The following is a 13,773-nucleotide window of genomic DNA, read 5'->3' as shown; positions in this document are numbered from 1 at the left end:
GAGGACAAGGAGGACAAGGAGGACAAGGCCCAGAAGAAAAGCTTTTCGTTTCAACCAACTACTTATGACCACACCCAATCTGGGGGGTGCTGCTATGTCAAATAACGTTGGGATCTTCTTCATCTAAAAGTTGCGCGATCGTCCAAGGAAGCGGTAAAGTTCGGAAAGCTCGATCCTGGTGTAAAAATTGCCCCTTGCTATTGTTTGCTACTAAATCGGCGAAATTTTGAATAGCATTTAATAAATGAGTTGGTTGCATAAGTAACTTCTCCCAATTCAATCATTATTTATATTAATTAGTGTTTTAGGAGAAGTTCATCTGCTGCTGGATAGACTTAGGCTAAGCTATCAGACATAAATTTAGATTAACTGTGTCGGGTGCTGTATCTTTGGTAAATCAAAATTAAGTATTTATTCCTAGAATCGCATCCCGAATCGCTTGTGCAGTTGCAGGTGCCAGCAACACCCCATTGCGATAGTGTCCAGTTGCTAACAAAATATTGCTATATCCCGGCAAATTACCGATAATTGGAGCAGGACGACCTTCTGGACGCGGACGCAAACCCGACCAGGTTCTAACTACGGTAGCATCGGCTAAAGCTGGGCAAAATGCGATCGCATCCTCCCTCACCTTTGCCAATAAACTTTCATCCCCTACCGCCTCATATCCATCACTGGGAAACTCCACTGTAGCGCCTACCCAGTAATCTCCCCTTCCCACCGGCACAATATGCACATCATTACCAGTAATCACCGGCTGAAAATCGGGACGCCCCAAAGGATTTTCGCTTCGCAAATGCAATGCTTGACCCAATACTGGTCTAATGTCAACTAGCTGTCCAAAAGATTTCGTCAGTGCTGTTGAACCTAACCCCGCCGCCATCACCAACCAATCAACGTCAATTGCGCCAGCTGTTGTCTGAATCTGTTTGCAAACAGAGACATTTTCCCCATAGGACGTTTTTGATTCAATCCCCAAGACAGTGACGCCAAACTGAAAAGTGACGCCATTTAGCTTTGCAGCCTCAACTAAAGCTAGGGTTAGAGCAGTTGGATCGATTTGTCTATCTTGGGGAGAATAGACTGCTGCCGTAATCTTTTCCAAGTTAAGTTGAGGACAGTTAGCGCCTATTTTAGCGGCGTCCCACATTTCTAAGTGCCAATTTTGCTCCAGCCGAATTTGTACCAATTCTGACCAGCTAGCCAAACTCCTGTCTTCCAAACACAGCATCAGAATTCCCTGCCGATTGAAAGGAATCTTACGACCAGTCAACGCCTCTAGTTCTGGAATCAGAGTTTCATAGCGTTGGATGCTACTCTGCCGCATCTGCCACGCCTTACCCTTAACTTTGTGGCTGATAACGCCCATCAGGACGCCCAGCGCGGCACCTGTAGAACCCAGCGCCGGTGGTTTTGTATCCACGACTGTAATAGTTAGTCCTGGAACCTGGCTGAGTTCGTAGGCTAGAACCGCACCAACAACACCGCATCCGACGATCGCAACATGACTCATCTGAGAAAAGATTTTAGATTTTAGATTTTAGATTTTAGATTGCCAGACAATCCAAAATCCAAAATCCAAAATCCAAAATCGACTACGCTTTAGGAGCCAGAGCCAAGAAAGCGTTCAGGTTCTTCTGAATTTCGGCGTAATTGCTTATAGCCGCTTTATAGTTCCGGTTTTGAGCAGCTTGATCGATTAAAACCAAACTTTCAAACAGCTCTTTCGCTGCTTCACGCGCCTTTGGTCGGGCGTCGGGAAGCAGATTGCGTTCCACCCCAGCGATCCTTGACCGCAATTCACCTAGAGGCCCACGGATGAAATTCCTGACAAAGACCCAATTTTCATCTTGAACCAGCTTCGCCAGTTCGGGCAAGCGATCGCGCGAAGCCTCAATTCCAGAAACATATTGCTGAATCAGCTCAGATTGAGCTGTCGTGTAAGTGGGAGGCTTCTTCACTTCAGGAGTGCCGCAGCTAACCAAAAAGGCCGTCAAAAACGCCAGCACCAAGGCTAGAAAAGACCGATAACGTGGCATATTATTTGTGGAATGAACTTCCGAACTAAAAAGTATCCTTAAAAATCTTACCGGCGAAGAAACCCTATGAGAACTTCACTGACTCGATCGGACCAATGTTCTTGAGGATAGTGACCAGCCTCTTCCAGTTTGCACACTTCTGCATTCTGCATGAAACTCGCTACCGCTTCTGTCTGGATAAAAGGCAACCAGCGGTCTTTCATCCCCCAAGCAATTAGCGTTGGCTGCGTCCACCCTCGCAAACCAGACTCAATTTCTGCCATTGACTGCTGCAACTGGAGATTCCGCACCGTCCAAAGCAGACTCCTCCCCGCATCGGAACTCTTAAGGTAGGGACGCCGATACACATCCAAATCCTTCTCTGATATCCCGTAACCGCTACCGCCTTCTAGGGTTCTATCAACCAAGATGGGGTCTTGCGTCACCATCTCACCGACCAAAGGCAATCCCAGCTGTTGGATTTTCCAGGGTACTTTCGCAGTGGTTGACATCGGCGCACCCAGGATAGCCAAGCGCTCGATTTTTTCTGGATTCCGCAAGGCATATTGGATACCGCAAGACCCCAAAAATCCCTGCACAACCAAGGAAAAGCGATCGATTTCCAGGGTTTCGATGAATGCTGCGAAGGCGTCGATAAAGGCATCGGGTGTATAAGCAAATTCTCGCTTGTCTGGTTTGGATGAGATGCCAAAACCAATCCAGTCTGGCGCGATGCAGGAATACCCTTTTTCCGCCAAACCGGGCATCACTTCAGTCCAGCTGTAACTCTGGGAAGGCAAACCGTGCAGCAGCAGTACCGGCAGTCTATCACTTCTGCCAAGAGGTTTCGCCTCGCGATAAAACCATTTCAGCGAACCAACTTCAACCAATTCCTCATTTAGTGCCACTTGATCGATCCTGCTTCTTGCCGTTGCTTGAGCTTACCGCCCAACGGTATTTTTGGGCAAGGAGTCAAAAGTCAAAAGTCAAAAGTCAAAAGTCAAAACTTTCCATCCCCAGTCCCCATTCCCCATTCCCCATTCCACTAAAAATGCTTTGCAGTTGCCAAATCAGAAATATCTTGTTAGACTTATTCGCCAAACTCACTCTTAAATCGTAACTATAGGGAATCCCAATAAGCGTGAACGCAGCTCAAAAAGCCACCAATATTGAAGTTGCCAGTAAGATTGCTGCCGTGGTTAACTTGTTCAAGTCCAAGTTTCCCGACGCGAAGGCAGACCTCAAACCTTGGCAGAACGATGTCGATACCAGGGAGTTAGTCGATCCTGATTCTATTGATATCGGCTTTCATTTTCCTGGCTGGAGTAGACGGTTTCAATGTCGAAGCATTTTGGTGCAGATTCGTTTTTACGAAGATCCTGTGGATGCCTACCGTCGGCTAATTGGCATTGAAACAGATGGATTTAACCATCAAGGTTTAGCTTGGCGTCTTTCCACTGTTGAAAATTGGAGTTTGGTAGGTGATTCTCAACCAGTTCCAGAGGTGGGGGAAAAGCTAAAACATTTTTGCAGGCAAGTGTTTGAATTGTTCAATGGTTAAATGTTATACCATTTACCCAGTCTTTTACCCTCGTGACCGGGCTGAGCCCGGTCACGCTTTTTCCAAGGCAGAGCCTTGGTTCAATCCGAGCAAGTTCCCTGTGAGCTACAACTGATAGGGTAGCCAGACTGATATGTGGCGGTACGTTTGCCAAATAAAGTGTAGCGATTGTCGCGAATTTGTTCGTAAATGCGATCGCCCGCCCACTTCACCCCCGGTAAAGCTCGATAAGCCTCCACAAATATAATACCGATCGGCAACAAGCGCCCGATTTCCTCAGCAGCATCGCTACCTTGCCAGCGCCTCTGGGGTGCATCTGCATCAATCAAAATCATCCCCATTTCGCAGTCTTTCGGCGTAATCCCAAACCGACTAAGAGTTTCTTCATTCTGCATCGGCGCATACTCAAACATTTTGCCGCTATCCAAGCTTTCTAACAGTTGCACCAAAGTGACGCAGAGATTGCAGTTGCCATCGTAAATAACGTTGTAAGTCATAACAATAAGTGTTTTACCACAAATTATGCTATTGAGCCGAACTGAGGATGAGGCTTTTTTTACAGAGTGGCAAACAGAATTGCCGAACCTTAGTGATTCCGAACAGACTGCTTTGGATACGCTGCGACGGAGATTACTATATCACAGAGCCGATGGAGAATTGCTAGAAGGGGCGGTAACGCTGCTTGTGGCATCGCCTTTATTAGAACTGGCAGGATTCTACGATCCACCGTTTAAGATGAAAGCTGAAGCCGCAATCGAGATTGCGATCGATGATGGGGAAGAAACTCTGCGCGGGCGAATTGATATCTTGATTTTGCAAAATCATCTTTGGGTAATGGTTTTGGAGTCTAAGAAGACGATGATTTCAGTGCGATCGGCATTGCCTCAAGCACTAGCATACATGATGGCAAATCCAGATCTAGATAAACCACGATTTGGCGTATTAACCAATGGTGATGATGTGTTATTTGTCAAACTCTTGGCTCAGCCAATTCCCCAATACGCATTATCGCGGGCTTTTTCGATTTATACTGTGGCAAGCGAACTGCGATCGGCTTTTAAAGTCCTCAAGCATTTGGGTCAAAGCATCACTAGCGCATAAGTTACTGTGAAGGACGAACAACCAGAATCAGTTTGCCATCCAATAGACTTCTTGCCAAAGTCCAAAATCGAGGAAAAGAACATTTCAACTATAAAGATTGTGGTCTGGGTCTAGCCAGACAACGTAAAAAACATTTTCACTAAAAAATCCATGCACCCTGCCGTATTCATTAGCAGATATTTGAAACTGGTAGGCTGTATTTACTAGCTGGTCTTCATTAGGAATACCGAAGCCATTCGGTTCAGTTGTATCTTGCCAGAGTATTCCATGACAGCGCAGGCTTTTACTCTGATTATTGATAATTTCTTGAGATATCAATTGTGATAAATCGCGCAGCCTTCTCAAGAGAGATTCTAGGTATCTAGCATCTCGATCGCCAATTGAAAATTTATCTTTATCATCCTGATAATACCTGAAAGAAAAACTAATTCCTTCCGGGATTTTTACATCTTGACGCTTGATGCTAGATAAGGATGGCTGGCGGCGTAGATCTGCCTTTTTAGGTTTCTTCGATGACACGGGTTTTGTAAAAATCTCTCATTAATTCCTTAGAAATAATAGCATAACAAGGCTCATCTTTTGGCAAGTTACCTCTAGCCTTAATCCAAGGATCTTCGCGGCGCACCATCAATTCTAACTCATAAGCATCGCAAAAGAAATACTCGTCAGCTAACTCGTCTAAAAACTTTTGTACTTCCTGTGGAAACTCTGGTTTTTCGACTTCTTTCAGAATTGGTTTAAACCCAAATTGTTCTTTGTATTCGTAAAATAAAGCCGGAATAGTCGGCCCATGCACCCAAGCTTCAAAATCCTCATCAAAAAGGGGTTTATCTTCAAATGCCAGATACCATGCTTGGGCATAGTACAATAGTTTTTGTAGCTTTTGGTTGCTGAGGTAGGAGCCTACGTCATTCGCGAACCAGATGTAGTAATCAACGAGTTTGGAGAGTGTTGTCACCGTAGCTATAGTGGTCATAAAGTTAGACTAAATAAGTTTGATAATTTTTATGATAACACAGCGCGATCGCACGACTGTAATCGATTACTTATATATTGCTCTAAAGAGACAAATATGTAATAGCAAGGCATCCGATTTGGGGTAGAGTGGTGTCGCCCACACCCGCCCTGCACTCAAGTGCAGGGCTAATAGCGAAAGTCCATTAAAATGGACTGGAAGATTAGTATTCAGTCCATTTTAATGGACTTTCGCTATTAGCCAGCGATTTGAATCGCTGGCGGGCTACAAGCGAAGCCAGTGGCTTTGTGTAGAATTAAAATCTCATCAATTTACCAACAGCATCATTGGACATCTCCAAAAATTAAAGGTGCCTTAGCTGAAACCCTTGTAGAGAGCGTTGATAGAAACGTCTCTACAATCTTTTTTGGAGATGTCTATTGATTCGCAAGCGGGTTTTGAGGCTAGTTGAGAATGGACAACATCTTAGTTATAAGCCTTTAATATACTGCCTCATTACAGGTGGAAGAATGTAAAAACTTCCTTGTTGTTCTATCAAACAGCGCCGCGATAAAGATTGCAGCGCGTTTAGTAAATCTGACGCTGTAATTCTGTGATTTTCTAGCAATTTAGCTAGATTGATTGGTTCGCTTTCTTTAGCCAATAAGCAGAGAACTTGTTTTTCTATTTCGGATATGCGATCGCACTGCTGCTGTAAAATATCTTTTAAATCTTCTGGCAACAATATGGTATCATAAGGTAATAACTCAGTCACACATCCTGCCAACTCTTGAATCAGAGTGGCGACGCTTTTTAACCATAAGGGGTTGCCTTGGTAGCGGTGAACGAGTGCTGAGTAATTCTCGATTTCTCCTAACCCGTAATCTCTCAGTATTTGCCGTCCCGATGCAATATCTAAACCTGTGAGTTGTAAGGTACGAATGGAAGTATTTTGTTTTTTTACTGGGGTCACTTCTCTTGGTTGTTCCCAACCGATTAACAGAAAGCAACTTTGATGAGATAATGTTTCTATCTGTTTGAAAAAGCAGCGATATTCTTCGTATCCTGGTTTATACTTTCCTGCCAATTCGCCGCTACCGAAAAGGTTGTGAATGTCATCTAAGACGACTAAACAGCGATGTTTTTGTAAATACTTAATCAACGGTAAAGTTTTTGGGTTAGTTGCAGGCGAATCTTGCTTTTCTGACTGGGAGAAAAACTCGATCGAGTTAGCTTCAAATTTAGCTAGAGTGGATGATGCGTCTAGACTGCACCAAATTACATACTCAAACTCATCTTTTATTTGTCTGACGAGTTGCGCTGCTAATGCTGTTTTGCCAATCCCGCTGATACCCGTGAGTGCTATTAAGCGACAGCGTTGTTGTAAAATCGATGTGGTGAGGTTGTCGAGTTCGGAAGTGCGATCGTAAAAAGCACCCAAATCTAGCATTTCGCTTAAATCATGATGCGATGTTTTAGTTTGTTTTGTGTTAGATGTTTCTTGATTAGGTGGATGTGGATTTGGTAGATCTGGCGGGTGTCTACCTTCTCCACAAATGTTGAAAGTACCGCTCACTACAACATCTTGTGCAAAGTTTACAACACTAGCGTTTCGTAACCTCTCTATTGCCGATCGAAAATTCGATTTATGAATATCTTCCCCTAATTCTTCTGAAAGTATCTGCCATAACTTTGAACCAACTTGCCTAACATAACTCTCGTTACAGTGAATCTCCTCGGCAATTTTGGTGTATTTCTCACCTTGCATAGTTCCCCGCAGGATCGCTTCTTGCAAGTCATCAAGATGCTGACCCGTCTTGGCAAACACCATCTCGTCAGCCATTTTTAACACTTCCTTAAGATTCATGTAGCCTTGCAGATGTTGTGATTTTCCGTATTATACCTAACATTTTCCAACATTTTATAGCATTTTCCAACATTTTTCTCGTAGCGAGTTTGAATTGCCAACAAAATTGCCAACAAAATTGAGTATTTTGGGGTAGACAAAATTTAGATTAATAAGTATAAAGTTGAGAGTGGTATAAAATCTCAGTTTTAACCAAAAACTTAACCACTTTTCTGACAGCAGTTAAAAGGAAAAAATCATGGCAGATCCTGGAAATCGGATGAGTACAGCCCTTGATGTGGGTTCGCTTGTCGGTCGATTTTCGTTTACAGATTCACTCAACCGTGCAACGCTCGATGATGTGGATTTTTATCGAGTCACGCTCGCTCGAAGTAGTCGCTTGAATGTTAGCTTGTTAGACTCTGCTAGTGTGAATGTAGAAATTGTTCGCGACTTCAATAATAATGATATTGTTGACAGTAATGAAGCGGTTAGAAGATTTACGAACGTTGACAATCGCGACGAGTCAATTGATGCAGAATTAGCCGCAGGAACCTACTTTGTCAGTGTAGGGTTGGGTCGTGATACAAATTATGGTCTGACTCTGACAAATACTCCTGTTGGAACTTTAACCGTCGATCCGGGAAATCAGATGAGTCAGGCACTCGACATCGGCATTCTCAACGGGAGCCGGACGTTTTCTGAGTATGCCGGAAACTCCAGGCTCGATGCTGTTGATTTCTATCGTTTCACTTTGGCTCAACCCACTGATGTCAGTCTTACTTTGTCAGGAGTTACCGCAACTACACAGGTGGGGTTAATTCAGGATCTCAATAATAACAATGTTGTTGAAAACAATGAAAGGATTGCAACGCGTAGCACGGGTTCAACTATAGCTAGTCCGCCTGTTTCCATTAATCGAGTTTTACAACCTGGAACTTACTTCGTAGAAATCGGCGGATTAGGAAGTGGAAGTAACTATACTTTAAACTTTTTCACACCTGGAGCCACTTCTATTCCCTTCAGTCCCGATGGTCTCTTCTTCAACCTCTCCACCGATAGCGATACCACCACGATCAATCCGGCTCAAGTCGGCAATCTTGTGGTTCGTGGTTTAGATGGCGATGATGTCGTCCAAGGCTCATCATCTAACGATCTGGTGAATGGCAATGTCGGCAACGATATTCTACTGGGAGGCGATGGTAACGATGTCGTGCGCGGCGGGCAGAATAACGACCTTCTGTTTGGAGGAGAAGGAAACGACCAGTTAGTTGGGGATTTTGGTCAAGATGTTCTAACGGGTAACGCTGGAAACGATTTATTTATTCTGCGCGTGAATACCTCTGGCTCTAGTGTAGCGGATGCCGATATTATTGCTGATTTTACATTAGGTCAAGATGCGATCGCCCTAACTAACGGACTGGGGTTTGCGGGGATTGCCTTAGATGCTTTGGGTACCAATACTGCCATTCGCATCGTTACCACCGGACAAATTTTAGGTGTTGTTTCGGGAGTCCAATCGACTGCTTTAAGTGCGGGTAACTTTACGACTTTGCCTGGGGATTTTTGAAATAGCATTGGGTACATAGCATCAGCCGTCAGCTAATGAAAGAGCGATCGCCCCTCCTTCTAGGTTAGTTTAACCCAAGGAAACCCAACCTCTTTTTCCACTCACAATCTTAGCCATTTTTCCCATGACAATGGGATGATTGGACGGATAGCGATCGCACTTTTTTTGGTAGTGCGATCGCTATCTGCGGTACAATAAAGGTAAAGCTCATAATTAGTCTTTGAAAAATTAGCATGATCAACCTAGACTTGTCGCAGTCCGCTCCATTCACCAACCTCAAAGTCACACTCCTGCTAGAAGCACTGACATCCGGGCAAGTTGCGGCATCTGTCAGAGAGTTTCCCGACTGTCGAGTGAAAGCCGAAACAAGAGAAGAGGCGATCGCACAAATTCAAGCTACGTTTTTAGAACGGCTAAAAAATATGGAAGCGATTTCATGGAACGTACCGATTCAAACTTCAGAACTAACCTGGATCAAATTTGCAGGTGTCTTTAAAGATGATTCCGATTTGGCTGCAATTATGGAGTCAATTCGCGCAGAAAGAACATTAGATGATGAATCGGAAGTCGATCCTTCCTATTACCTGTAGAGGTGTCTTTTGGTATGTCAATATATTTTGGATACCGATTGCGTTTCACTGATTCTCTACAATCATCCCCAAGTGATCGCTAAGGCGGCAAAACATCAGTTTGCCATCACGATTATCACAGTTCAAGAACTCTTCAATGGCTGGGTTGTCAGAATTAACGATCCGTCCCAGGTGCATAACCTACCTGCACTCTATTCAAAACTTTGGACAACTGTAAAATATCTTCAAACTATTGAGGTACTAAACTTTACACCAGAAGCTGATACTTGTCTCAAAAAACTATTAAAAGATAACCCGCCCCTGCGGAAAAATCGCTTGCAAAAAGATATGCGTATTGCAGCGATTGCGTTGTCCATTGGTGCTATTGTTGTCACCCGCAACCAACGAGACTTTGGTCAAGTTCCCGGATTTTCGATCGAAGATTGGACGTTGTAGGAGTACATTTGTATAGGCGATGCGTAGCACGAGCGCCCATCTTGTAGGTTTGGGTTAATACAAGGAAATCCAACCTCTTTTTGTACTCACAATCTTATCCATTTCTACCATAACAATGTGATGATTGAAAGGAGAGCGATTGCCTACGGCACGCTGCGCGAACGCACTACCAAAAAAAGAGCGATCGCTATTTTTTTCCCTTGAGCGCGATCGCCTATGATTATGAACAGCGATCGCTTAACCAGGAACCATTACTGTTATTTGTTCAATTTTTGAAGCTGCCACAGCAATAACTGTAAATCCTTTACCTTCTTCATTCAATACCTCTAAAACATAGCCATCTTCCTGCCCTTCTGGTCTGGGACAAAAATCTACTATAATAGCTGTAGTTCCTTTAGGCAAATTGTATTCAGTAATATCTTCTTTTAAACTTACTTCTGAAAACATTTCAAATTGCATAATTCACCTCTTTCTAGTTAATTTGGCAACAGCGTAACAAATCTTGTCTCATTAGAAAATGAATCTACTATCCAGAAAGTCGCTACTTGAAGACAAACTTCATTAGTGCCAACTAAAATCCCTTCAATTTTATAGATATTCCCAAAAGAAGTTTCTCGATCTAATGTTGCTTCGTTCCTTAGCAAGTTTCTTAAGTCTCGCTCAAGTTGTTGCCAATTATCAAGAGTATATCCGGCTTGAGCTAAAAATCCAGATTTATCATCTTTTTGCTTCCACATTAGCAAATATCTTGTTAGCTTTGCTTCAGGAATAGCAGCATTTTGATTTAGATATGCCATACATGATGTTTTGAGCGCTTGTAGGTATTACTCATCAGACTCCAGAAACTTCAAGCAACTCTAGTTTACCTCAATGCTGTTCATTTTGACCAGTATCTTGAACAATTTTTATAGATAAAGAGAAATGGGTAAAGCGATCGCAACTCTCCCGTAGGTTTAGTTTCCTCCCTCAACCCAAAATCCATCGGCGTTTAATGTCACTTTGGTAAAGCGCGATCTTTCTTAAGAAACCGGGTTTCTGAGATAACTAAAGCATCTGTGTCGAGATTTTGTTCAGAAACCAGGTTTCTCAACCCCACGCGTAGGCGAAGCCAGCCGAAGGCATCGCACTACCAAAAAAAGAGCGATCGCCTTTTTTCTTGCTTGATCGCCTATGTCAAATGATCTTGACGATGAGCGTGGATATCGGGGCAAATAAGACCTATTATAGATTTAAGCAATTATTCTCAAAAACATAATGAAATACCATGAAATCATCACGATTGAACCTGGAAAACGCAGCGGCAAGCCGTGTATTCGGGGAATGCGAATCACTGTGTACGATATTCTAGAGTATCTGGCAGGCGGTATGACAGAGGCAGAAATTCTAGAAGATTTTTCGGAACTTACTTCGGAAGACATCAAAGCTTGCCTTGCCTTTGCAGCCGATCGTGAGAAAAAATTATTTGTGGCATCGTTGTGAAACTACTACTGGACGAAAACCTGTCAGACCGGATTATTCACAGGATTATCGATTTGTATCCCGATTCCGCTCATGTCAAAACCTTGGCACTTACGAATACTGATGATTCAGTTATTTGGGAATATGCAAAGGCGAATGATTTCGTAATTGTTTCCAAGGATTCTGATTTTCATCAACGGAGTTTGCTCTACGGTCATCCACCCAAATTTATCTACCTTCGCATTGGTAACAGTCCAACACCCGTGATTGTTCAGATATTGAGAGATAATTTTGACACTATAATCCAATTTGGGAATAGCAAAGTAGAAAGCATCTTGGTATTGGCGTAGTGCGATCGCGCTTCCTTTTAGTTCTGGTTAACGCAAGGAAACCCAACGTCTTTTTCTACTCATAATTTTATCCATTTTCATTATAACAATGCGATGATTGGAAGAAGATCGCTCGCCTAATACCGCACAAATTATGACCGATCGCTAATCAATAAATTGCCATAGCGCGTAAGGACGCAAACCAACTATTTTATGTTCGACGATTCCAGCGCCAAAACCTTCGGGAGTGTTGGTGAGATCGATGCTAAAATAAACATTGCGATTCTGAAATCGAAATTTATAACGCGCATCTAAGGAGTTGGGTTGTGTGGGGGAAATAGCTTGACCAACACAGTCAGCATAAGCTTGTTGCAAAGGTGCTTGATATTCTACAAAGCGGAAACGCGATGTTGCTAACTTAGCCCGACCTGCGAACGCTAAAGTGTCAGCAATTACTATTTGTTCCGACATAGCTGCTTCATCTCTATAGCCAAAAGAGATAATCCAAAGACCTACATTTTGAGGACAATTTCCCGATTGGCGGACAATATTCAACACCTTATTGGGAGGAGGATTTGATTGAACTTCTGTGACTGATTGAGCTTGAGTTTGTACAGGAATTGAAGTTGCCAGCAATACCAAGACTATCCCAAATAGCGTCGCAATTATAGTCGAATTTTTCATGGTTAAAAGAATGAAATTAATCAACTCCCACCCATCTGACAGCCGGACGCGAAGATACGACATTTTTATATATAATTGCGGAAGGATTACCGGGAGTGTCTGGTTGCAGTTGGACGCGAAAAATCACATTTTTATTTTGGAAGCGGAAAGTATAGAAAGTTCTTTCATCAACAACTTCAGATATAGCTTCACCTACGCAGTTAGCAAAGTTGCTTTTCAATGGTGCGGTGAATTCCGCCACCTTTTTGTCTGACTTAATCAATCGGGCCGAACCTGCGATCGCATTCGTGTCAGCAATAACGGTAAATACAGAATTACCAGCGTATTTACCAATTAATGTCCAAAGCTTGATGTTAGGGGGACAAGTTCCCGACTGGCGTCTTACTTTGAAAGTCGTATCGGGTGGAGTGCTAGGCACAGAGGGCGCTGGGAGATTTTGCGATATTGCTGGCGTGACTGCCAGCAATAGTAATAATATGCCCAACGTTGCGATTAACTTTGCCAATTTCTTCATAATTATCTTTCAATTACTAATAATTGGCAATTTCTAATTTTAATGAGTAATATCATGTCCGATCGCATTGGTTCCTAAAAAATTCGCCTTCTCATATCTGCGTGCATCTGCGTGCATCCCTCTTCATCTGCGGTAAAAAATTAACCTACGATGAAAACAGACAATTTGACGATATTACTCTTGTTACCCAATTTGATTTCAATTAGTCGGCAAGTTGCCATTTTACTGCTGGGCGGGAAGACACCACACCTTTATAAGCAATTTCAGAAGGATTACTAGGAGTGTCTGGTGGCAACTGAACCCGAAAAGTAACTGTTCTATTTTGGAAGCGGAAACTGTAACCGTTTAGCATTTCTTCGCGAGACGCTGCTTGACCGACACAGGAAGCAAAGTTACTTTTCAATGGCGCTGTGAATTCGGCAGACTTTGTGTTTGACCGAACTAAGCGAGCTGGCCCTGCGATCGCACTCGTATCGGCAATCACAACAAATTCAGCACCGCCTTCGTATTGACGAACTGAAGTCCAAAGCTTGACCGTCCTGGGACAAGTTCCCGACTGGCGCGTTACGTTGAGCGTCGAATCCGGTGCAGTACGTGGCAAAGTGGGTGGCAATAACCGTTGATTTTGGGTTAGTGCTGGTGTGGCGGCAAGCAAGGCTGATAATATGCTCAAACTTGTGGTGAATTGCCACAATTTTTTCATCTGGTTTAC

General features: G+C 43.3%; 20 protein-coding genes. 7 read left to right on the top strand and 13 right to left on the bottom strand.

The window, feature by feature from the left end; translation table 11 throughout:
* Positions 1-97: 97 nt before the first annotated feature.
* From LAY57_RS27725 to LAY57_RS27710, 4 genes are all read right to left on the bottom strand, one after another.
* Positions 98-259 carry a hypothetical protein gene (locus LAY57_RS27725; protein WP_249070409.1) on the bottom strand — a complete coding sequence of 54 codons (162 nt, stop codon included), beginning with the start codon at positions 257-259 and terminating at the stop codon, positions 98-100.
* Between the two features lie 144 nt (positions 260-403).
* Entirely contained in the window at positions 404-1,513 is a 1,110-nt protein-coding gene (locus tag LAY57_RS27720) for an NAD(P)/FAD-dependent oxidoreductase (protein ID WP_249070408.1), read from the bottom strand.
* A gap of 82 nt (positions 1,514-1,595) precedes the next feature.
* Complete coding sequence (gene psbQ, locus LAY57_RS27715; protein WP_249070407.1) at positions 1,596-2,039, bottom strand: photosystem II protein PsbQ; 444 nt, start codon at positions 2,037-2,039, stop codon at positions 1,596-1,598.
* 47 nt (positions 2,040-2,086) lie between these two features.
* On the bottom strand, positions 2,087-2,926 hold the full coding sequence (locus LAY57_RS27710; protein ID WP_249070406.1) for an alpha/beta fold hydrolase: 840 nt from the start codon (positions 2,924-2,926) through the stop codon (positions 2,087-2,089).
* 233 nt (positions 2,927-3,159) lie between these two features.
* Between LAY57_RS27710 and LAY57_RS27705 the strand changes: the two genes are divergently transcribed.
* Positions 3,160-3,579 carry a Tery_1686 family protein gene (locus tag LAY57_RS27705; RefSeq protein ID WP_249070405.1) on the top strand — a complete coding sequence of 140 codons (420 nt, stop codon included), beginning with the start codon at positions 3,160-3,162 and terminating at the stop codon, positions 3,577-3,579.
* A gap of 80 nt (positions 3,580-3,659) precedes the next feature.
* Here the strand turns inward: LAY57_RS27705 and LAY57_RS27700 are convergent, their stop codons facing one another.
* On the bottom strand, positions 3,660-4,076 hold the full coding sequence (locus LAY57_RS27700) for a thiol-disulfide oxidoreductase DCC family protein (protein WP_249070404.1): 417 nt from the start codon (positions 4,074-4,076) through the stop codon (positions 3,660-3,662).
* 25 nt (positions 4,077-4,101) lie between these two features.
* Here LAY57_RS27700 and LAY57_RS27695 point away from each other — a divergent pair, with 25 nt between their 5' ends.
* Complete coding sequence (locus tag LAY57_RS27695) at positions 4,102-4,680, top strand: type I restriction endonuclease (protein ID WP_420839140.1); 579 nt, start codon at positions 4,102-4,104, stop codon at positions 4,678-4,680.
* Between the two features lie 84 nt (positions 4,681-4,764).
* Here the strand turns inward: LAY57_RS27695 and LAY57_RS27690 are convergent, their stop codons facing one another.
* The 3 genes from LAY57_RS27690 to LAY57_RS27680 all read right to left on the bottom strand — a co-directional run bounded on the left by LAY57_RS27690 (position 4,765) and on the right by LAY57_RS27680 (position 7,502).
* Complete coding sequence (locus tag LAY57_RS27690) at positions 4,765-5,199, bottom strand: hypothetical protein (protein WP_249070402.1); 435 nt, start codon at positions 5,197-5,199, stop codon at positions 4,765-4,767.
* Positions 5,180-5,656 carry a Panacea domain-containing protein gene (locus tag LAY57_RS27685; RefSeq protein ID WP_249070401.1) on the bottom strand — a complete coding sequence of 159 codons (477 nt, stop codon included), beginning with the start codon at positions 5,654-5,656 and terminating at the stop codon, positions 5,180-5,182. Before LAY57_RS27685 ends, LAY57_RS27690 begins: the two co-directional genes overlap by 20 nt.
* 469 nt (positions 5,657-6,125) lie before the next feature.
* A complete protein-coding gene (locus LAY57_RS27680) occupies positions 6,126-7,502 on the bottom strand; it encodes a helix-turn-helix domain-containing protein (protein WP_249070400.1) in 1,377 nt (458 codons plus the stop codon).
* Between the two features lie 238 nt (positions 7,503-7,740).
* Here LAY57_RS27680 and LAY57_RS27675 point away from each other — a divergent pair, with 238 nt between their 5' ends.
* From LAY57_RS27675 to LAY57_RS27665, 3 genes are all read left to right on the top strand, one after another.
* Positions 7,741-9,051, top strand: a complete 1,311-nt coding sequence (locus LAY57_RS27675) for a calcium-binding protein (protein WP_249070399.1) — start codon at positions 7,741-7,743, stop codon at positions 9,049-9,051.
* 233 nt (positions 9,052-9,284) lie between these two features.
* Positions 9,285-9,641, top strand: coding sequence for a hypothetical protein (locus LAY57_RS27670; RefSeq protein ID WP_249070398.1), 357 nt, complete (start codon positions 9,285-9,287; stop codon positions 9,639-9,641).
* A 9-nt stretch (positions 9,642-9,650) separates the two neighbouring features.
* Positions 9,651-10,076 (top strand): type II toxin-antitoxin system VapC family toxin, encoded by a 426-nt coding sequence (locus tag LAY57_RS27665; protein WP_249070397.1) that lies wholly within the window; start codon positions 9,651-9,653, stop codon positions 10,074-10,076.
* 237 nt (positions 10,077-10,313) lie between these two features.
* On the opposite strand, the gene LAY57_RS27660 is transcribed toward LAY57_RS27665, so the two are convergent.
* Together LAY57_RS27660 and LAY57_RS27655 are read right to left on the bottom strand one after the other, a co-directional pair.
* The gene (locus LAY57_RS27660) at positions 10,314-10,535 is read right to left on the bottom strand and encodes a DUF4926 domain-containing protein (protein WP_249070396.1); all 222 of its coding nucleotides are present in this window, start codon (positions 10,533-10,535) and stop codon (positions 10,314-10,316) included.
* A gap of 17 nt (positions 10,536-10,552) precedes the next feature.
* The gene (locus tag LAY57_RS27655; protein ID WP_249070395.1) at positions 10,553-10,873 is read right to left on the bottom strand and encodes a DUF6883 domain-containing protein; all 321 of its coding nucleotides are present in this window, start codon (positions 10,871-10,873) and stop codon (positions 10,553-10,555) included.
* 457 nt (positions 10,874-11,330) lie between these two features.
* On the opposite strand from LAY57_RS27655, the gene LAY57_RS27650 reads away from it, so the two are divergent.
* A complete protein-coding gene (locus tag LAY57_RS27650) occupies positions 11,331-11,555 on the top strand; it encodes a DUF433 domain-containing protein (RefSeq protein WP_249070394.1) in 225 nt (74 codons plus the stop codon).
* Positions 11,552-11,884: a DUF5615 family PIN-like protein gene (locus LAY57_RS27645; protein ID WP_249070393.1), complete on the top strand. Its 333-nt coding sequence runs from the start codon at positions 11,552-11,554 to the stop codon at positions 11,882-11,884. The genes LAY57_RS27650 and LAY57_RS27645 overlap by 4 nt, the downstream gene beginning before the upstream one ends.
* A 144-nt stretch (positions 11,885-12,028) precedes the next feature.
* Here LAY57_RS27645 and LAY57_RS27640 read toward each other — a convergent pair whose 3' ends face one another.
* The 3 genes from LAY57_RS27640 to LAY57_RS27630 all read right to left on the bottom strand — a co-directional run bounded on the left by LAY57_RS27640 (position 12,029) and on the right by LAY57_RS27630 (position 13,764).
* Positions 12,029-12,547 (bottom strand): hypothetical protein, encoded by a 519-nt coding sequence (locus tag LAY57_RS27640; RefSeq protein WP_249070392.1) that lies wholly within the window; start codon positions 12,545-12,547, stop codon positions 12,029-12,031.
* Between the two features lie 16 nt (positions 12,548-12,563).
* Positions 12,564-13,061: a hypothetical protein gene (locus LAY57_RS27635; protein WP_249070391.1), complete on the bottom strand. Its 498-nt coding sequence runs from the start codon at positions 13,059-13,061 to the stop codon at positions 12,564-12,566.
* A 202-nt stretch (positions 13,062-13,263) separates the two neighbouring features.
* Positions 13,264-13,764: a hypothetical protein gene (locus tag LAY57_RS27630; RefSeq protein ID WP_249070390.1), complete on the bottom strand. Its 501-nt coding sequence runs from the start codon at positions 13,762-13,764 to the stop codon at positions 13,264-13,266.
* Positions 13,765-13,773: the final 9 nt, after the last annotated feature.

Origin of the sequence: Argonema antarcticum A004/B2, from assembly GCF_023333585.1 — a bacterium.
In the GTDB taxonomy this organism is placed as follows: Bacteria; Cyanobacteriota; Cyanobacteriia; order Cyanobacteriales; family Aerosakkonemataceae; genus Argonema; species Argonema antarcticum.
Note: the sequence above shows the minus strand (reverse complement) of the source record. Positions and strands in the feature narration are given on the sequence as shown.